Origin of the sequence: Bradyrhizobium sp. McL0616 (genome assembly GCF_049993385.1) — a bacterium.
Taxonomy (GTDB): domain Bacteria; phylum Pseudomonadota; class Alphaproteobacteria; order Rhizobiales; family Xanthobacteraceae; genus Bradyrhizobium.
Genome location: NZ_CP188255.1, coordinates 4,027,468 through 4,043,845 on the forward strand (window position 1 = coordinate 4,027,468; position 16,378 = coordinate 4,043,845).

The window sequence follows — 16,378 nt, forward strand, 5'->3', positions numbered from 1 at the left end:
GAGCATGGGGCTGGAAAGCGAGCCGTGCCATGTTCGCACTTTAACGACAATGGGTGGAACAGTGGACTCCGGTAGTTGTACGGAGTCCTTATTCGGAACGGGGTGTTCTACTGTGAGAACACCGGCGCGATTTAAGTACTTATCAATTTCCAGTTGTCCGGGAATGCCGCAGTGGGGGCTGGAACCGCGCTGCGGCTTTTCCCATTTCGCGCGGTCTACTCAAGCTGGCAAGCCCATCACATGGTATTCGAAGGGCACGCCCTCCGGTCATCCGCAGCGGGGGTTGTTCGTGTGGAGCGTCGTGCTGATTGGGCTCGCGCGGACCATCCTAGTCCTCGGAGATGTAAATATGTTCGGGAAGATCAAAAGCTATGCGTAAAACCATCCCGAAAAGGGCCAATAAAATCAAAGCTGTGCAAAGCAAAAGCAGCCACAATGCTTTGTTCCTCAATCTGAAGTGCTAGCTAGCAGCTCGCTTCCCCGGGCTAGGGCTGGAAGGGTAAGAGCCAGCCCGGTTGGCCAATTCAGTTTATGCCGGTGAAATGGAAAAGAGACTGCCCAAAGGGGGTACTTCGTTGGGGACGGACCCGCTTCACAAAGTCGAGGGAACAATACAGCAGCGTCCGAATCTATCCGTGCCCGTCAGCTTTGCTCAGCCGCACGTAGGTCCCGCTCTCGTGCAGCTCAAGCCAGCCGCGTTCGATCGCGATCTTGATGCCGGCGCCGAACTCCGGTCCAGTGGCTTTGAGCTTGTATAGAAACGGCGCGTTGAGCTTCTCGATGTGGATGCGTCCGTCTTGGACCGGCTCGATGCTGGCTGCGAGTTCGACCAGCTTGCGCGCCGCGGCTTCCGGCTCGGAATAGGGACGGTCATTGGTCAACTTCATCGATCGGCAGCCTCAAATGCGAACTGCGGAAAGCTATAGGATGATTCTTCCGCAGTTCACCTCGTCGGCTCGCTTGGACCGTTCCTATGCAGGCTCCGCTAGTGCTGTCGGCACTGGCCTGCTTCCGGACCTCAGGGCCTAAGTTGAATTTCGCAGTGGCCTGATTTGCCTTTGTTAACTTTTCCGAGGTGGTCAAAATTGACCATAAGTCCGCCGCGCGGCCCTTGGCTTACGTCGGTGATGAGAACGCCATCACGCGCTCCCGCCTCCTCTGGAAAGGAGCAGCGCTATGCAGCGACCCCGTATCAAGCAAACCACGTCCCTCGAAGAACGCCTTGCGGAACAAGCCAGACGGCTCCGCGAAGAAGCCGAACTACTTCCCCATGGTCCTACACGCGATGACGCCCTCCGTAGGGTTCGGCAAGCCGAGACCGGCTCGCACATGAGCGGGTGGCTGACATCGCCGGGATTGCGGTCGCCCGAGTAAGAGTACTTTTCGCAATGCCCTCATTGCGGAGAGTCTCTGGAGAGTGGCCTAATTTGAGGAAGAACAAATTTGGGTTTGCGTCGTTCTCGTTGAATGAAGCGGTATTATTTTGACATTCGATCCGGGGAAGAGATCATCCCCGACGAGGAAGGTCTGGAACTCTCCACCCTCGAAAAGGCGCAGGAAGAGGCGGCGCGCTCGCTGGCGGATATGGCGCGGGATGCCATCCGCAATGAAGGAAGTGGACAGAGCCATCTGATGGCAATCGAAGTCCGGGACGACAGCGGCCCTGTGCTCGACGTCAAATTCACGTTTGAAGTCGATCGACACAGGTATTAAGGCCGTCTCGGTCGGTTCTCCAAGAGGCCGCCCTAGCCCTTGGATGTCGTGTTTGGATACCCGCCAAGTTTCGTCCATTGTGCCTCGCAACAGGAACGGCCCCCGCTTTGGGGCAAAAGCGAGGGCCTGGTTGGGATGCTCCAGACGAGGGTGCGACCAAGCGGTAACCCGAAGAGGGCGGAGGGTTCCTTGGAGACAGAGCACTGGGGTGCAAATACGGAGGCCGCAGCGGGAGGTTAAACCGCTGCGGCCCGCGCCACGGTCAAAAAATCCGGGTGAAAAAGATCTAAGTAAAATATGGAGCCACCCCCCGGTTGAGGGATCATATGGCGTCGCGAACCTTCACGCATCAACATTTGTGGATCGACGTTAGCGAGGCCCGCACGCCAGTGTGATGAGCTTTGAAGAAGGCTTGTAAGTAGTTCACACTTCACAAGCCTAAGCCAGGCCTACCGTCCCCGCCTTGATCGGAGGACGCGCCATGAAATTCAATTGGACAGCCTCTCTGGTGCTCGCCTTAACAGGCCTTGTTCTGGCGGCTGCTGTTGCCGCCATTGCGTCAAGCCAGAATCTGGAAGTCTCTGAATCGAACTTGGGACCGGGTTGGCAGTGCAGCCGAGCCATGTTGTTCACGACGACTTGCTGGCATTCGATCGTTGGACAGGAAGACAGGTCTCGACGCCTCCTAGCCGCCGAACAATAACGTCGGAGGCAACCGGTTTCGTTTTACCCGCGCACCTTAGTTCTAGGGGTCACAAAAACTTAAAATTGGAATGGCAGGGTGGGTGCGCTGGGATTTCAGTGCCCAGACCGGAATGCATGTGGCGCCCCCGAGCGAATATACTCCGCTCGCGCCGCGTCCATCGTCCTCTTAGTATTTGAGGCTGTGGCATGTTCGATAGCGTTACAACCGCGCTTCTTAGAGCGGTATTTGAGGAAGTTTGTGAAAACATCCCCGTCAATGAAACGGGCGCCAGAACACACGTTGCATCGAAGCTCCTTGAGGTGGCGGCGCAGGGGCAATGTTCGAAGGACGCGCTAAGGGCGGCTGGGCGCAAGGCACTCAATCCACCGACGATATGGCGCTGAATATCTCTTCTCAGGTCTGCTTGGAAACGCGCTGCGGCTTTCCGTGGGTGCTGCTCGGCGCCCGCCTTGCCTTCCTAGCCGTCTCTGCACGAAATGCTGAAGCTGTCACATGTCGAGGCAAAGGCCTCCTTCGCCTTAGCGTCCTCGAAGCAAAAGCGCGTGCCGATGTCCGCGCGGTCGATATGCCAGTCCACTTTATTTTCTTTGGCGATGCGAGAAGCTTCCCCGCGTAGGAGATCCAGTTGTTTTCCCGCAGCGAAAACGATTAAGCAATTTGGCTTTGTCATGAATGGTGTCCTCAATAGTGAAACAGCTTCATTCCAACGAAATGTGAAAACCCTGTGGCAAGATGATCATTGGTCCCTCTTGATCTCGCGCCGGCCCCAATGCGGCTCTTTCCGATCTTCATTCCGGTGGTCTTGGATGTACTCTCGCAATCCACCTGCGAGGGGAGATCTGTGCTAGTCCGCCAAGGCATAAACGGATCGTAGCCGTTTCTCGATCGCCGCGAGCCGCCGCATATCATTCTCTTGCATGTGGGTTCGGCTTCGCGCTTCGACGACGACGCGCCAATCAGACTCCTTACGGCCGGGAACAACCGCAATACCTTGTGGTCGAACGCCCGCCTCCCTCAATTCCTCAAGTATAATCCAGCTTAAATCAGTTCCGGAAATAGGCTTCCTGGCCATAGCTTCTCCTCAACCCGTCCAGAGCCTACCTAGGCGCGATTCCGGCGCAAGCCCGACCAACGTCGGGCATGGGGCGCTGCGAGACTTTGGGCGTAGGGACTTGCGTGTCAGGTCCGGTCGATCGCAAGGGGGTGGTCAAGCTCGTGGGGAAGCAGGCGTCCGCGCGCGCGTACGCGAACGATTCCTTATAGGCGTGCCTTATTGCAGACCGCGCTTGTGCAGGCTGACGATGATGATGCGGATGATGCAGTCCGAGATCGTTTCGCCGTTCCGCCGCAGCTTATCCAGCCAACGCAACGTGCTCGCGTCAACCGGGACCCGCCAGTTGCCGTTGGACAGGCGCTGCGGACCGTCTTGCGGTAGGGGATCTATCGAGCTCTCGATCAAGGCGCGGCAGTCGTCGGTGATTTCGATGTCCGGCATGAGTTGACGGGCAGGTCCTTGAAAGAGGGGGCGACCGCGCACCCATCGCCCGCCCCGGCTGGAATGGCCAGTTAAATCGCAGCAATACTCCGCGATACGCCGTGAGCCTAAAACCGGCACCGGCCTCTGAGGTTGCGCCCGCGCTGCTGGCGCTGCATTCGTCATCAATTATCACGCGGCAGTTTCGCGATGGCTCGACGAAGCTTGATTTCGATGCACCGAGCGCAAATCAATTCGCCATGACCGGACGGAGGGTCAAGAACGACCAACTCTTCTGGCGCAAATTCGTCTTGGCAGTGATCGCAACGGATGTGTTCTGACATACGGCATTTTCTCAGGCTACTTGCGGCGGAATGCTGGCGTGAGGTGGGTGGGCAGGTAGTTAACGAAATCTCACCACTTTCCTGTGATGCTATGGACCCTGAACGAGGTATGCATGGCGGAAACTTCCATCGAATGGACTGATGCAACGTGGAACCCGGTAGCAGGGTGCACGGTGTTAACCGCTGGGTGCACCAACTGCTACGCCATGCGGATGGCCGCGCGACTCGATGCCATGGGCGTTGCCAAGTACAACGGGCTGACGCGAAAGAGCGGCAAGCGCGCCGTGTGGACTGGTAAGCTTTATCTGGATCGGAAGGCGCTCGACACCCCGAAAGGCTGGACTAAGCCACGCCAGATTTTCGTGAATTCGATGTCTGACCTCTTCCACGCGGACGTTCCGGCAGAGTTCGTCGCGGATGTGTGGTCGACGATGTCAGCTACGCCGCAGCACACCTACCAGATCCTTACGAAGCGACCGGATCGCATGGCTGAGATCACATCGGGTCTGCCAGTGCTGCGCAACGTTTGGCTCGGCACTAGCGTGGAGAGCGCCGACTACTTGCATCGAATCGACGTTTTGCGCCGCGTGCGCGCAGCGGTGCGGTTCATCTCGTTTGAGCCACTGCTGGGGTCTGTCGCCGACGCCAACCTCAAGAAAATCCACTGGGCAATAGTGGGCGGCGAGAGTGGTCCGAAGGCTCGGCCGATGGATGCTGAGTGGGTTCGCGAAATCGAGTCCGCCTGTCGCCGCTACAGCACCGCATTTTTCTTCAAACAGTGGGGCGGCAAGAACAAGAAGGCCACTGGGCGCACATTGAATGGGCGGACCTACGACGAGATGCCGGCGGCTATTGGTACCTCGTGAACAGGTCTTTGATGATCTTGTCAGCGACCGGCTTCTGAGACGCGAAGAAGAGATAGTAGACCACGGCGTTGATGCTATTCCTCATTGGAAGTGGCTCGGGAACATACTTGAAGCCCGCAACATTTTTCAGTCTATCGCGGAAAGCTTGGACGATCGCGTCATTGCCCTGCTTGATGATCTGTGACGCCCCGAAGAGATCGGTTTGGGGATGCTCGGTGTAAGCGGCTTCGCGCCATGAATCATCGCCCCAGAAGCTGTTCATGCGATCGATGCCCTCCTGAGGCACTGCGGAGGGATCGCGACAGATCGCATTCCTATTCATGTCCATCACGGGAAAATTCAGGAACATGTCTACCGCGCCGGATTTTCCCGCAAGCTCCATTGCTCGCCAATGGAGATGCAGCCCGTAAGGGTCGAAAAGGCAAAGGGCTCGATTGAATTTCGTGTAGTTGATAGTCGGCAACAACTGCTCGATGAGGTATTTCGAGGCATCTCCGGTCTCGATGTGCACGTCATCACGCGCACCGCAAAGTGTCTTGAGATGAGCAGTTTTCTGTTGGTTGAGGTCGATGAAGTGGAATCCATCGAACGGCGGATTAATCCGTAGCGCGCGCACAGGGCTCCCATCGATCATCTTTTTCGTCGACTTGGAGATGTGGGCGCCGGCACCGCTGAAGGAATCGACGTAGTACTTCTTAAGGCCGGGATGGCGAGCGAATGCCTTGGTGTAAGCCGCGCCGTATTTCTCGACGATCTCGAGCTTAAGTTCGGACCAAGCTCCAACCTCGTCAAACTTTAAAGGGGCCGGTTCAAACATCGTTTAATCCCGCGTGAAGCCGGCGCAGCGCCTGCCAAGAAGCCAGAAAATCCGAAAGCAAATAGTGCACAAGTAAAGCGGCTCGATCATCTTATCGATCGGCAGGCCGAGCCGCCCATCAGCGCGGAATTTCCGTCAGATTGCGCCATATAGGACGGCCGGTTGCCCTAGTGAACCGCGCCGCAATCTCATCCAAGTTCTCATCGTTGTCGGATAGGATGAGAACTCCCTCAATTCCATCCTCAATCATGCCGTCCACTGCCGTAGGTGCATGGCCGAAAGGGCCGATGGTGATTTCGTGCCCTCGCTCCATTAGCGTCGCAGTATACAAACCCGCGACATCTGCGGCAGATAGGATCGCAATCTTCATCTTATGGCGCCTCAACTATCGACTAATCCGAACATCGCCGTACTTCTGTTTAAACCAACCCATTGAAGTCCCCCCAGACCGCAACTGTAGCGCAGGAAGTGGGGCGGGCAACTCTACTTGTGGGCGAGGCGCCCAGAACGCCGTGACTTTACGGGGCCCCGATTGTGAACCAGTTCACACTTGCGCGCCGCGATTGCTGCTACAGATAATCGCGCTGGAGGATTTCAGGGGCCAGCAACAGGACGCCGCCGGGACATCGTATTTCGAGCCGGGCGGCGTATTTTTTGGCAACCCTCAGATCGGCTCGCCAGCCCCGTATTTCGATTTGGTCCGTCCGATCTCGACTAGCCGGCGAAATAAGATCATTGCTTCTCTGCGGGGGCGGGGGCGGGGGCGGGGGCGGGGGCGCTACTAGGAGATCCAGGCTGGGGTGCAGGCTGCGGAGTTTCCGCCGCAGGAGCTGAGGGCGCTGCAGCAATGCAGTCACCAGCCCATATCTTGGTGCCCCTGACCGCGCCAACCAGTTTGCAACCCATCGGCGCTTGCGGCGTGACATGAGCGAGAGACTTTTTAGCACCCTTTGGTGGAGGAGCTTGAGCAAATGCGCTGGTCGCAAAGAGCAGCGCGATAAGTCCGATTAGTGGCTTCATGGTCCAATCCCCTCCGATTGCGAATTCGCGTTATTTCGCTTTCACCTTCAGCCCCAACTCGACCAGCCTACGAATTGCCTCAGGCCGGCCGGGCAGGTCGTCTTGCTTGCGGCGCCAGTCGTCGAGAGCCTTGGCCATATCGGGCTGAATGCGGACGCCAACCAAATCGCCCGTAACCGTTGGTCTCTTTTTTGGTGATTTCATGTTAACATGGCGTGTATCGTTCATGCGAGCATGTTAACACGGATTCAGGCAGAGGAATAGTCTCCGGCCTGAACCCCAAAGGGCAGAACTAGATCATGGCTAACGAGAGCAGAATCATCCTGAGCGGAATGGCAACGGATCTTATTATCGGCGTGGGCGTGTTAAAGGACGGCCTAAAAGCCCTAGAGAATGCCATCGGCGAGTCCGGCGACTGTAATGAACTGATGGGCTACTTACAGCCAGTGCAATCGATGGTGGGAGGTCTGGCGAACAACATCAGCACCATCGAAAGCCAGATCCACAAAGAACTACCCATCGAAGCGGCAGAGTAAATCAGTTCGGCGGCCAAGAGTCTGGCAGTACCCAGAAGCAATCCGCCGCTGAAGGCACCCCGTCAGGCTAACGCTTGGCGGGGTGTTTTACTTTTAGGGGCTGCACGTCACTGTGCGGGGTGAGCCACCTTTCTATTCGACTTTCTTGGCGCCATTCCACATCGCGACGCACTTCTCGATATGGCGTTCGCTGTAGCCGAAGTGTCTGGCTGTGTTCTCGATGGCCGCCCGATAGGTTTCGCCATCTTCCTGCAGGCTGGTCACCATCTCTGCAATATCAAGCCACTCCTTGGGCGATTCCTTGCGACCGCCTCGGAGCGCCTTGGCATCGCCGGGCCTCAGGCCAATAGTCTCGATCCATTTGGCCGCAAGCGCCTGTACCACCTTATCGGCATTGCCGGCCTTAAGTAGGCGCACTAAGGCGTGCATGGCATCTTCGGCACGACCATCACCGATCGCCGCAGCTATGGGCTGTGCGGCCACGCTGAACGGCTTCGATAGCGGCGCCATCACTTGCCTCCCAGGTGGCCAGCAATCTTGCTGCCGATGGCTTCTACGGCGCGGCGGGCGGCTTCGTCAGCAAGGTGGGCATAACGTTGCGTCGTGCTCGGATCGGAATGGCCGAGCAGGGCGCCTATCACCGGAAGCCCCATCTGATCACCGACGCCGGTCGACGCGAATGTATGGCGCAGATCGTGGATCCTGACTCCGGTCACGCCAGCGCGCTTGCATATTGCCGCCCATGGTCGCTTCAGATCCGCGCGAGGTTTCTCATTCTTGGTCCCGGCCGATTCGCCTGCGATGACGAACGCACCCAGCCGGGTAAGGCCCTTGATAATTTCGACGGCGGCGGCGGGCAGGAAGATGGTCTTTTTTCCCGTTTTGCTGTCCGGCAGGCGCAACACGCCGCGATCCAGATCGACTTCATCCCACCGCAGATTTAGTATCTCCCGCAGGCGAGCACCCGTTAGCATGATCAACCTGACGGCTGCAGTGGCATATGGCGACATAACGACTAACTGCCCTTTGGGCGCGTGCTTGGCGTCGCCAGCATCTACCGGCATACCCACCGTTTCCGCCTCGATCATTGCCGCGCCGATGGCCATCATTTCGGAGCCAGTCAGATAGCGCTCGCGGCCTTCCTCCTCGTTCAGCTCGATCCGGGATGCCGGGTTCATGCCTTCCGGGACGTAGGTTACGCCCTTCTTATCGGGCGGGCCATTCTGTGCGCCCCAGCCGTAAGCGGCAGAGATTAGCTTAATGGCGCGGTTGGCGCTTACGGGGGCCTCCTGCGACATGAGTGAGTGCGCCCGGTTGACGTCACTCCGCGTCAACACAATGGCCTTGGTCGATCCCAGTCGCGGCTTGATGTGCTTCTTGAGCAGCATCCGATAGAGGTTGGCGGTAGAGACCTTCTTGTTTCTCGTCTCGATGTACTTCGAGACCAATTCCTCAACCGTCAGGCTGGCTCGCTCGTCGCTCCGATTTTGGGCAAGGTCTTTCCCCAGCGCCGCGTTTGCGATTGCCTGGCGGGCCGCCTCGCGCGCCTCATTGGCCTTAAGAGTACCAACCCGGCCGAGCTTCAATCTTTTCTTTGATCCACCAGCCACGGGCCGAAATTCGGCGAAGAATGTGCCGGTGCCGGTCGTGGTCCGGTACAGCCCAAAGCCCGCCAAATCCTCATCGAAGTAATATGTGGTCTTGTTCGGGACCGCCGATTTCATCAGCGTCGCTACGCTGTCGGTCGTGATCCTGATCGTTGCCATGCCCCACCCAATTTATAGCCAGTATGTAGCCAGCAATATGACTATTACCCCGAATTAGGCAAGGGGGCAGGGGTTGGATAGCGTAGGATTTACAGAGCTTTCTTGCCGTTCGTCCAACCCTGGGAATGGCTATAAAACAGGTCGTTTATAACTGGGAGACTAGGGGTCGGAGGTTCAAATCCTCTCGCTCCGACCAAATTAATAAATAAGATCAAAGATGTTTCGAGGCGGTTGGTTTGCAGCCAACCGCCGGTTTGCAATTTTGTTCAGCGGCTGTTCTCGATCGAACGTTGAGCTGCATCGTCTGGTGCCGTCATAAATCCGTAATCAGATGGCACGGAGCCTCCATGCCGATCCGGTTTTGACGTAGGCTGGGATCGAGGTAGGGGATGCGTTATGAGAGAACCGACGCAGTTGGCGCCGCGTAGTCGAATTCTAGAAGCAGCTCAGAAGGAGCTGGGTGAATTCGAGCGGAAGGAAAGCGAGTTCCGCAAAAGGGATCGCGAGGAGCGCGCGGCGGAACTTCGGCTCCCTCTGGACAGGATCAACGTCCACTGAGGCGGCATCACCGCTTCATATAAGTGTCATGGCACGTTTCTAGCTTCATTGTGCGACGGGGGACCGACGCGCGGCAGCTCCCCGCCCATTCTTCGGCCGAGAGCACCAGACCGGGCGGGGAGCTCGCCCCTGACAGAACCATCCCAGCGCGCGCGGGTTATCCCCGCATGAATCGCATCTGGTATTTTGCCGCTTTTGTCGTCGTCACTGGGATCGTTTTTGGTGCCTTGGTGGGCTTTGACAAGCTCATCAGCGGGGCCGGGTGACGTTAAGGCCGCCTCAGTTGGCGGCCTCTTTCATTTCCCGCCTGTGCCAATACGCGACACAAAACCGTGGCACAACTTGTGCAAGATATTCTGCACCGGATCTTTGCGTCACACCCACCGGGGCTGGAAAGCCGCCGCCCGCGCTACATTTAAGCGGGCGGCGTTTTTGCTTTCGGCGGCGTCAGCAACCCGGTGCTTTTCGACGTCCTCCGCGTCCTCGCATCGACGTAAGGCCGCGTTAGTAGGTGGCCTCTTTGTTTTTGTCTCGGTGGTCCTCAAGCTTGGCATATGCGTTCGCCGCCGAAATGCCCCGTCGGGCGAGATAAGCGTCGATTACGCGCTGGGCCTTGTCCACGGTCCAGGTTAGCGCCTCGGCGATTTCTGGAGCCGTAGTGCCGACCTCAGAGAGCAACGTGGCGGCAGTGCCCAGGTTGTCGTGAAAGTTCAGGTCGCCAGCGCCGACGGCGTCGGCGTCCTCGCGCCAATGCCTTACGGACGGCGGCGTTCTTTCTGTCGTCCGCCGCATAGCATCCACCTACCTCAAATACCCCACCACCATCCTTGTCGTCTCATCCACCAGCGTCCTCACCGTCTTCTCCGACAGCATCTCCGCGTGGTTCAGCACCGTGTTGTGTGCCACCGCCTCGATCGCGCTGACGCAGATGAAGGTGGCCAGGCCCGGATCGATCTTGCGCATCTCCTTGCGGCGGCTTTCGAGATAGGCGCGGACGAGGGTGTGGACCTCGCGGTTGAAGGCTTCGACGTCGGCGAGCTGTCCCGTGCGCGGGATCTGCTCGGCGAGGACGCGGTGCAGTTTGGGGTCGATGCGGTGGGCCTCGATTGCGACGGTCACGAGCTTCCGCACGGCTTTCTCGATCGGCATGTCGGCGACCTCCGTGAGCGCGGCGCGCACGACCTGCATGATCTCCTGGTTGTGACGGTCGATCACGGCGGCGACGAGCGCCTCCTTGCTCGGAAAATACTGGTAGAGCGAGCCCACGCTGACGCCGGCGACTTCGGCGATCCGGTTGGTGCTGGCCTTCTCAAAACCTTCGCGGACCAGAATGCGAGCGGTTGCCTCGACCAGCGCGTCGACGGTGGCGCGTGATCGTTGTTGCGAGGCGTTTTTTCGGGGTTTTGTCGGCGGCTTGCGGGCCATGGTTGGCGTTCTCGAATGCGAGTATGAAAAGCGAGCGAACGCTCGCATTATATCCGCAGGCGGCAGCGGGCAAGTGCCTTCGTCGCCACGCGAGTTTAAGCCAGGCGGAGATGTGACCATGAGCGTTGCAAAGATTGTGTCGGCCTTGCAGTTTTGCCCGGGCGGTCGCGCGCAAGAGGCGGCGTCGCCAGACGATCGCGCGCCCAGCTTGCAGAGCCGCTGCTTCAACGCCCTGCTGGGTCTGCTTCCATTCAAGAAGCAACTGGCGTCGGCCGAAGCCGTGCAGGCGCATGTGCGCAAGCTGGCCTTGCAGCCGACCTCTTATGAGCCGACGGGTTTGGGGCGCGGCGTCGAGGTGACCTTGACCAAGATGGGCGGATGGCCGGTCTATTACACCGCGCCGTCAGCGGGACACGAGGGCTGCAACCACGTCTTGTTCCTGCATGGCGGCGGCTTCATCAACGAGATCGTGCCCGCGCATTGGCGTTTGATCGGTCAGATGACGCGCAAGGCGCGCGTCGTTTGTGTCGTGCCGATCTATCCGCTCGCGCCTCGCGCCACCGCGAAGGATATCGTGCCCGCGACAGCCGAGCTGTTGCGGATGCTGCTGGAAGATGCGGGGCCCGCGAAGGTCACCGTGGTCGGCAATTCGGCCGGGGCTGGCCTCGCGCTAGCCGCATGTCAGTGGCTGCGTGATCGCGGGCACAAGCAACCGAACCGGCTGGTGCTGATCTCGCCCGCAGCCGATGCGTCGGTCAGCCGTCCGGAGCAGATGGCGATCGCGGCGCGCGATCCGATGCAGGATATTCCGGGGATCATCGAAGCGGGGCGGCTCTATGCCGGCGAACTCGACGTCGGCCATCCCTTCGTCAGCCCGTTGAACGGCGGTTTTCGCGCGCTCGCGCCGATGACGATCTTCTCAGGCACGCGCGATCTGCTCCATCCCGACAGCGTCGATCTCGCCGCAAGGGCGAGGGCGGTGGGCGTCCCGGTCGAGCTGCATCTGTTGCGTGACCAGCCGCATAACTACGCACTGATGCCGACGCCGGAGGGGCGACAGGCGCGTGCCGTCATCTTGCGCACGGTGGCTTAAGGCGTGATTGTCTTTACAATGCGCGCCGCCTCAATGGGTCAGGCGCTGCGAGCCCGCGCGGAGAGACAATGCGGCCTCCGGGGCGTTTCCTCTTGTAGCAGTAGTTTCACGGGGCCTTTAGGCGTGGCCCTTGATCTCGTAGTGTCCCGGCACGCATTTGTAGCGGTCGAGGCGCCAGTTGGTGTGATAGATCGGATGCTCGCCCATCCATTTCGCAAGCGGGGCCTGCGCGCCGACCGCGCACGCCACCATCGACATGTCGGGCGTCATATTGCTGTCGGTCACGATTTCTTCGACACAGCTGCCTGAGGCAGCGGCGCCAAGCCGGCAGAGCACGGCAACGACGGTTATGAACATTCCAGTCACCTCATCGGTAGTTTCTGACCACGAGGAGGATGCAAGCCCAGTGCCACAGCCTGTGTCGGAAACGACACGCCGGCCAGGCCGACTCGCCCCGGCGTTCCTCATTTGACGATTCGGATTGTAAAAAATTGCCTTTAAACCGAAGCCGGGCAACTACGGGGAACCGGCAGGAATGATCGATTGTGGGGGCTGCGCCGCGCGAAGCGCCCCTTCCCAAGACTTGCATACCCGATAGGCTTGGAAGCGTGCGGATACTCGTCAAAAGAGCGAGACCGCCTCAAGGGTTATGGAAACGCGAGGACAGAACATGAAGGTAGGACCGACCGGCGTGATCCCGCCGATGACGACGCCGTTCCGGAAAGACGGCGAGATCGATTACAAGCTTGTGGCACCCCAGGCCGACTGGATGATCGGCGCCGGCGCCCATGGCGTTGCCGCCGGTGGTTCGACCGGCGAAGGCCACACGCTCGATCACGAGGAGTATCGCGACCTGATGGCCGCGACAGTCGAGGCGGTGAAGGGGCGCATTCCCGTGATCGCCGGCATCATCGTGGACTCCACCCGCGATGCGATCCGCCGCGGCAAGCTCGTGCGTGACATGAATGTCGCAGCCCTCCAGGTCACGCCGGTGCACTATCTGTTCAAGCCTGACGACGAGGCGATGGTCGCGCATTTCCGCGCCATGGCTGATGAGACCGGCATGCCCATTATCATCTACAACGTCGTGCCGTGGTCGTATCTCTCGCCGGCACTGCTCACGCGGATCATGACCGAGGTGCCGCTGGTCGTCGGCGTCAAGCAGAGCGCGGGCGATCTCAAGCTGTTCGCGGACCTCATGATGATGGCGCCCGACAAGCTGATCTACAGCGCCGTCGATGCCCTGATGTATCCGTCCTATGCGCTCGGGGCTCACGGCTCGATCGCCGCGATCCTGACGGCGGCGCCGCATGCCTCCGTCGCGCTGTGGGATGCGGTGAAGGCGGGCGATCATCCGCGCGCGCTCGACCTGCACAAGAAGCTGCTGACACTCTGGAACGCGATCATTGCCGACAATCTGCCGGCCTGCACGCGTTACGCCCAGACGCTCCAGGGCCTGCCCAGGACATATCCGCGCGCGCCGATGCCGGAGGCCTCACCTGCGCAGCAGGCGGCGACTCGCAAGGCATTGGAGGCGCTCGGTGCATTGAGCGGTTCGCGCGTCGAAGCGGCAGAATAGTCCGCCGGTCGAAATACGAATGTTGAACGGCAGCGCCGATCCGCTTTTACCTGCGGATGCGGCGCTGCTACATTTTGGGCGCGACCCGATGAGCGGGCAGTCTTGAAGAAACATACCGATAAGGGGAGGGGCTGAAGTCCCATGAAGGAATTTGCAGGAAAGATCGCGGTCATCACCGGCGGCGGCACGGGGATGGGGCGCGAGCTAGCACGGCAGCTCGTTGCGGAGGGCTGTAATGTCGCGATGTGCGACGTCTCGGAAGCCGCGATGGCCGAGACCAAGCGGCTCTGCGAGGTCGAGAAGCTGCCGCAGGGCCTGCGTGTCACCACGCATGTCGCCGACGTCTCGATCGAGGATCATCTCAAGCGTTTTCGCGACGAGCTCGCCGAGCAGCAGATGACCGACAGGATCCATCTGCTGTTCAACAATGCCGGCATCGGCGGCGGCAGCAGCCTGTTCACCAACACGCGCGAGCAGTGGGAGCGCACCTTCAACATCTGCTGGGGCGGCGTCTATCTCGGGGTGCGCACCTTTCTGCCGATGCTGGTCAAGGCGGATGAAGCCCACATCGTCAATACCGCGAGCGTCAACGGCTTCTGGGCCTCGATCGGCATGAACCAGGCGCACACCGCCTACAGCTCGGCGAAGTTCGCGGTGAAAGGTTTTAGCGAAGCGCTCGTCAACGACCTCCGTCTGCACGCGCCGCACGTCAAATGCTCGGTGGTGATGCCCGGTCATATCGGCACCTCGATCGTCTCCAACTCACGCAAGGTGCAGAGCGCCGATGGATCGGAGCGCCTCAACGCCGACGAGGTCGCGCTGACCCGCACGCGCATGATCGCGGCCGGTGTGCCAGATGCTGACAAAATGTCGGACGATGACATCCAGGCGGTCTTTGCCGAGCGCGCTCGCAGCTTCCTGGAGGATGCGCCGACGACGGCGGCACAAGCCGCCAAGATCATTCTCGACGGCGTGAAGGCGGAGCGATGGCGCATCCTGGTCGGCGAGGACGCCAAGCGCCTCGACGAGCGCGTGCGCGCGACGCCAGAACAGGCCTACGACCGCGCCTTCTACGAAAGTTTTAACCAGGAAGTCGGTTGGCGACTTGGCTGAGACTGTCAACGATCGCGCGCCGATATAGGTATGATGCTCATCATGGCAAGAGACGCGCAGGTAATTATACCTGCCGTCTCTCGCGCAAGTTCGTTTTATGACGTAACGGAATGTCATGCATGCGGGAATAATTTCTGCGTTCAAGCGATGGTGATCTCAAACGGGTCTCATTCGGCGCAAGCCAGCTTGGTTGGCGAACTAAAATAGTTTACTGAATCAGGGTAACGCCAGCTATGAAGCGTAGCTCTCATGATACCCGCATGCCTCTCCGACGATTGGATCCTCTGCCCGGAGAGAGAGGATATCTCCGCTGAGTTTACGCGGCTGCTCACGGCAGCCCAGGAGGGCGGCGCCACCATCGCGGAATGCCTGATGATCGCGCGGCAGCTGAAGCGCGGCGACGAGCAGTCCTGGCATCGCGAGTGGAAGAAGCTGGCGCGCGTCAACCGGCATCGCGCCGAGGCCGCGTTCGCGGAGGGCCACATGGCGACCGCACAGCGCAACTGGCTACGTGCCATGAATTACTACAGCGCGGCCGCAATGCCGCTCGATCCGGCCGACGAGCGCCGCTGGGTTGCGGTGCTCGCGATGCAGGATTGTGCCCGCCGCTCCCTCGCGACGCGCGGTCCGGCCGGCGAAGTCGTGACAGTGCCGTGGGTCGAAGGACATTCGTTGCAGGGCTATTTCCTGCCTGCGCCATCCGCGAACGGGCGGGCTCCGACCGTGATCTGCATCGGCGAGCCCGGCCATCGCAAGGAGGAGTTTCTGTTCAAGCTCGCGCCGCATGCCCGCGAGCGCGGATTCTCGATGCTGGCGCTGGACCTGCTCGGCGACCAGCGCGACGATTACACCGACATGCTGTTGCAGCGCCGTGATCTCGAGAGCTCGATTGCCAGCGTGATGGACTATCTGGAGACGCGCAGCGATGTCGATTTCGATCGCGTCGCGATTGTGGCGGACGGGTGGGGCTCCTCTTTTGTCGCACGTGCGGTGTTGCAGGAGCCGCGGCTCGCCGCAGCCGTCTGCGATGGCGGCCTGTGGGACCTGCACGAACGGTCCTTCTTCGCCAGCCGTTTTGCGATGAGCGATCTCAGCATCGTGCCGGTGCCGCATTCGCCGCTGATGGCCTCCAGCGTCGATTTTCCGGTGTTGATCACGCTTGGCGAGGATGGCTGGCTCAAGGCCGACCGGGCGCGTCAGATCGTGCAGAAATCGCGGCTCGGCAGCTCGGACATCGTGCTGAAGGTGTTCACCGCAGCGGAGACCGGCGCGGCGCAGGCTCACGCAGACAATCCGAGCCTTGCCAATGAGTACATCTTCGACTGGCTCGAAACGCAGCTCGGCGCCACGGGCCGGCGGATCTGAACG

General features: G+C 59.8%; 18 protein-coding genes. 8 read left to right on the forward strand and 10 right to left on the reverse strand.

The annotated features are described in order from the left end of the window. Positions 1–629: 629 nt before the first annotated feature. Positions 630–887, reverse strand: a complete 258-nt coding sequence (locus tag ACPPVR_RS19605) for a hypothetical protein (protein WP_426615785.1) — start codon at positions 885–887, stop codon at positions 630–632. Between the two features lie 580 nt (positions 888–1,467). Here ACPPVR_RS19605 and ACPPVR_RS19610 point away from each other — a divergent pair. Together ACPPVR_RS19610 and ACPPVR_RS19615 are read left to right on the forward strand one after the other, a co-directional pair. Further along, positions 1,468–1,713, forward strand: coding sequence for a DUF6894 family protein (locus ACPPVR_RS19610; RefSeq protein ID WP_426615786.1), 246 nt, complete (start codon positions 1,468–1,470; stop codon positions 1,711–1,713). A 1,022-nt stretch (positions 1,714–2,735) separates the two neighbouring features. Further along, the gene (locus ACPPVR_RS19615) at positions 2,736–3,035 is read left to right on the forward strand and encodes a hypothetical protein (protein ID WP_426615787.1); all 300 of its coding nucleotides are present in this window, start codon (positions 2,736–2,738) and stop codon (positions 3,033–3,035) included. A 654-nt stretch (positions 3,036–3,689) separates the two neighbouring features. On the opposite strand, the gene ACPPVR_RS19620 is transcribed toward ACPPVR_RS19615, so the two are convergent. Beyond that, the gene (locus ACPPVR_RS19620) at positions 3,690–3,914 is read right to left on the reverse strand and encodes a hypothetical protein (RefSeq protein ID WP_426615788.1); all 225 of its coding nucleotides are present in this window, start codon (positions 3,912–3,914) and stop codon (positions 3,690–3,692) included. Positions 3,915–4,350: 436 nt separating this feature from the next. On the opposite strand from ACPPVR_RS19620, the gene ACPPVR_RS19625 reads away from it, so the two are divergent. Then, positions 4,351–5,103 carry a DUF5131 family protein gene (locus ACPPVR_RS19625; RefSeq protein ID WP_426615789.1) on the forward strand — a complete coding sequence of 251 codons (753 nt, stop codon included), beginning with the start codon at positions 4,351–4,353 and terminating at the stop codon, positions 5,101–5,103. On the opposite strand, the gene ACPPVR_RS19630 is transcribed toward ACPPVR_RS19625, so the two are convergent. The 3 genes from ACPPVR_RS19630 to ACPPVR_RS19640 form a co-directional block, all read right to left on the reverse strand. Continuing rightward, positions 5,087–5,920, reverse strand: coding sequence for a three-Cys-motif partner protein TcmP (locus ACPPVR_RS19630; protein ID WP_426615790.1), 834 nt, complete (start codon positions 5,918–5,920; stop codon positions 5,087–5,089). The two genes, ACPPVR_RS19625 and ACPPVR_RS19630, sit on opposite strands and share 17 nt — an antisense overlap. Before the next feature lie 118 nt (positions 5,921–6,038). Further along, complete coding sequence (locus ACPPVR_RS19635) at positions 6,039–6,290, reverse strand: hypothetical protein (protein WP_426615791.1); 252 nt, start codon at positions 6,288–6,290, stop codon at positions 6,039–6,041. 680 nt (positions 6,291–6,970) lie between these two features. Further along, on the reverse strand, positions 6,971–7,168 hold the full coding sequence (locus ACPPVR_RS19640; RefSeq protein ID WP_426615792.1) for a hypothetical protein: 198 nt from the start codon (positions 7,166–7,168) through the stop codon (positions 6,971–6,973). 71 nt (positions 7,169–7,239) lie between these two features. Here ACPPVR_RS19640 and ACPPVR_RS19645 point away from each other — a divergent pair, with 71 nt between their 5' ends. Beyond that, positions 7,240–7,476, forward strand: coding sequence for a hypothetical protein (locus ACPPVR_RS19645; protein WP_426615793.1), 237 nt, complete (start codon positions 7,240–7,242; stop codon positions 7,474–7,476). A 132-nt stretch (positions 7,477–7,608) separates the two neighbouring features. Here ACPPVR_RS19645 and ACPPVR_RS19650 read toward each other — a convergent pair whose 3' ends face one another. The 4 genes from ACPPVR_RS19650 to ACPPVR_RS19665 form a co-directional block, all read right to left on the reverse strand. After that, on the reverse strand, positions 7,609–7,986 hold the full coding sequence (locus ACPPVR_RS19650) for a hypothetical protein (RefSeq protein ID WP_426615794.1): 378 nt from the start codon (positions 7,984–7,986) through the stop codon (positions 7,609–7,611). Further along, entirely contained in the window at positions 7,986–9,242 is a 1,257-nt protein-coding gene (locus tag ACPPVR_RS19655; protein ID WP_426615795.1) for a tyrosine-type recombinase/integrase, read from the reverse strand. The genes ACPPVR_RS19650 and ACPPVR_RS19655 overlap by 1 nt, the downstream gene beginning before the upstream one ends. A 1,062-nt stretch (positions 9,243–10,304) precedes the next feature. Further along, complete coding sequence (locus tag ACPPVR_RS19660; RefSeq protein WP_426615796.1) at positions 10,305–10,592, reverse strand: hypothetical protein; 288 nt, start codon at positions 10,590–10,592, stop codon at positions 10,305–10,307. Positions 10,593–10,601: 9 nt separating this feature from the next. Beyond that, the gene (locus tag ACPPVR_RS19665) at positions 10,602–11,225 is read right to left on the reverse strand and encodes a TetR/AcrR family transcriptional regulator (protein ID WP_426615797.1); all 624 of its coding nucleotides are present in this window, start codon (positions 11,223–11,225) and stop codon (positions 10,602–10,604) included. 118 nt (positions 11,226–11,343) lie between these two features. On the opposite strand from ACPPVR_RS19665, the gene ACPPVR_RS19670 reads away from it, so the two are divergent. Continuing rightward, positions 11,344–12,318, forward strand: coding sequence for an alpha/beta fold hydrolase (locus ACPPVR_RS19670; protein ID WP_426615798.1), 975 nt, complete (start codon positions 11,344–11,346; stop codon positions 12,316–12,318). A gap of 117 nt (positions 12,319–12,435) precedes the next feature. Here the strand turns inward: ACPPVR_RS19670 and ACPPVR_RS19675 are convergent, their stop codons facing one another. Then, the gene (locus ACPPVR_RS19675) at positions 12,436–12,675 is read right to left on the reverse strand and encodes a hypothetical protein (protein ID WP_426615799.1); all 240 of its coding nucleotides are present in this window, start codon (positions 12,673–12,675) and stop codon (positions 12,436–12,438) included. 313 nt (positions 12,676–12,988) lie between these two features. On the opposite strand from ACPPVR_RS19675, the gene ACPPVR_RS19680 reads away from it, so the two are divergent. The 3 genes from ACPPVR_RS19680 (at position 12,989) to ACPPVR_RS19690 (ending at position 16,375) form a co-directional block, all read left to right on the forward strand. Then, positions 12,989–13,897, forward strand: coding sequence for a dihydrodipicolinate synthase family protein (locus ACPPVR_RS19680; RefSeq protein WP_426615800.1), 909 nt, complete (start codon positions 12,989–12,991; stop codon positions 13,895–13,897). Positions 13,898–14,038: 141 nt separating this feature from the next. Then, positions 14,039–15,010 (forward strand): SDR family NAD(P)-dependent oxidoreductase, encoded by a 972-nt coding sequence (locus ACPPVR_RS19685; RefSeq protein ID WP_426615801.1) that lies wholly within the window; start codon positions 14,039–14,041, stop codon positions 15,008–15,010. 249 nt (positions 15,011–15,259) lie between these two features. Then, positions 15,260–16,375, forward strand: coding sequence for an alpha/beta hydrolase family protein (locus tag ACPPVR_RS19690; protein ID WP_426615802.1), 1,116 nt, complete (start codon positions 15,260–15,262; stop codon positions 16,373–16,375). The last annotated feature ends 3 nt before the right edge of the window (positions 16,376–16,378 follow it).

Excerpts from the sequence above, each read along its gene's own strand:
- ACPPVR_RS19605 (WP_426615785.1), bottom strand. The coding sequence starts at position 887 with ATGAAGTTGACCAATGACCGTCCCTATTCCGAGCCGGAAGCCGCGGCG.
- ACPPVR_RS19610 (WP_426615786.1), top strand. The coding sequence starts at position 1,468 with ATGAAGCGGTATTATTTTGACATTCGATCCGGGGAAGAGATCATCCCC.
- ACPPVR_RS19615 (WP_426615787.1), top strand. The coding sequence starts at position 2,736 with ATGTTCGAAGGACGCGCTAAGGGCGGCTGGGCGCAAGGCACTCAATCC.
- ACPPVR_RS19620 (WP_426615788.1), bottom strand. The coding sequence starts at position 3,914 with ATGCCGGACATCGAAATCACCGACGACTGCCGCGCCTTGATCGAGAGC.
- ACPPVR_RS19625 (WP_426615789.1), top strand. The coding sequence starts at position 4,351 with ATGGCGGAAACTTCCATCGAATGGACTGATGCAACGTGGAACCCGGTA.
- ACPPVR_RS19630 (WP_426615790.1), bottom strand. The coding sequence starts at position 5,920 with ATGTTTGAACCGGCCCCTTTAAAGTTTGACGAGGTTGGAGCTTGGTCC.
- ACPPVR_RS19635 (WP_426615791.1), bottom strand. The coding sequence starts at position 6,290 with ATGAAGATTGCGATCCTATCTGCCGCAGATGTCGCGGGTTTGTATACT.
- ACPPVR_RS19640 (WP_426615792.1), bottom strand. The coding sequence starts at position 7,168 with ATGAACGATACACGCCATGTTAACATGAAATCACCAAAAAAGAGACCA.
- ACPPVR_RS19645 (WP_426615793.1), top strand. The coding sequence starts at position 7,240 with ATGGCTAACGAGAGCAGAATCATCCTGAGCGGAATGGCAACGGATCTT.
- ACPPVR_RS19650 (WP_426615794.1), bottom strand. The coding sequence starts at position 7,986 with ATGGCGCCGCTATCGAAGCCGTTCAGCGTGGCCGCACAGCCCATAGCT.
- ACPPVR_RS19655 (WP_426615795.1), bottom strand. The coding sequence starts at position 9,242 with ATGGCAACGATCAGGATCACGACCGACAGCGTAGCGACGCTGATGAAA.
- ACPPVR_RS19660 (WP_426615796.1), bottom strand. The coding sequence starts at position 10,592 with ATGCGGCGGACGACAGAAAGAACGCCGCCGTCCGTAAGGCATTGGCGC.
- ACPPVR_RS19665 (WP_426615797.1), bottom strand. The coding sequence starts at position 11,225 with ATGGCCCGCAAGCCGCCGACAAAACCCCGAAAAAACGCCTCGCAACAA.
- ACPPVR_RS19670 (WP_426615798.1), top strand. The coding sequence starts at position 11,344 with ATGAGCGTTGCAAAGATTGTGTCGGCCTTGCAGTTTTGCCCGGGCGGT.
- ACPPVR_RS19675 (WP_426615799.1), bottom strand. The coding sequence starts at position 12,675 with ATGTTCATAACCGTCGTTGCCGTGCTCTGCCGGCTTGGCGCCGCTGCC.
- ACPPVR_RS19680 (WP_426615800.1), top strand. The coding sequence starts at position 12,989 with ATGAAGGTAGGACCGACCGGCGTGATCCCGCCGATGACGACGCCGTTC.
- ACPPVR_RS19685 (WP_426615801.1), top strand. The coding sequence starts at position 14,039 with ATGAAGGAATTTGCAGGAAAGATCGCGGTCATCACCGGCGGCGGCACG.
- ACPPVR_RS19690 (WP_426615802.1), top strand. The coding sequence starts at position 15,260 with ATGATACCCGCATGCCTCTCCGACGATTGGATCCTCTGCCCGGAGAGA.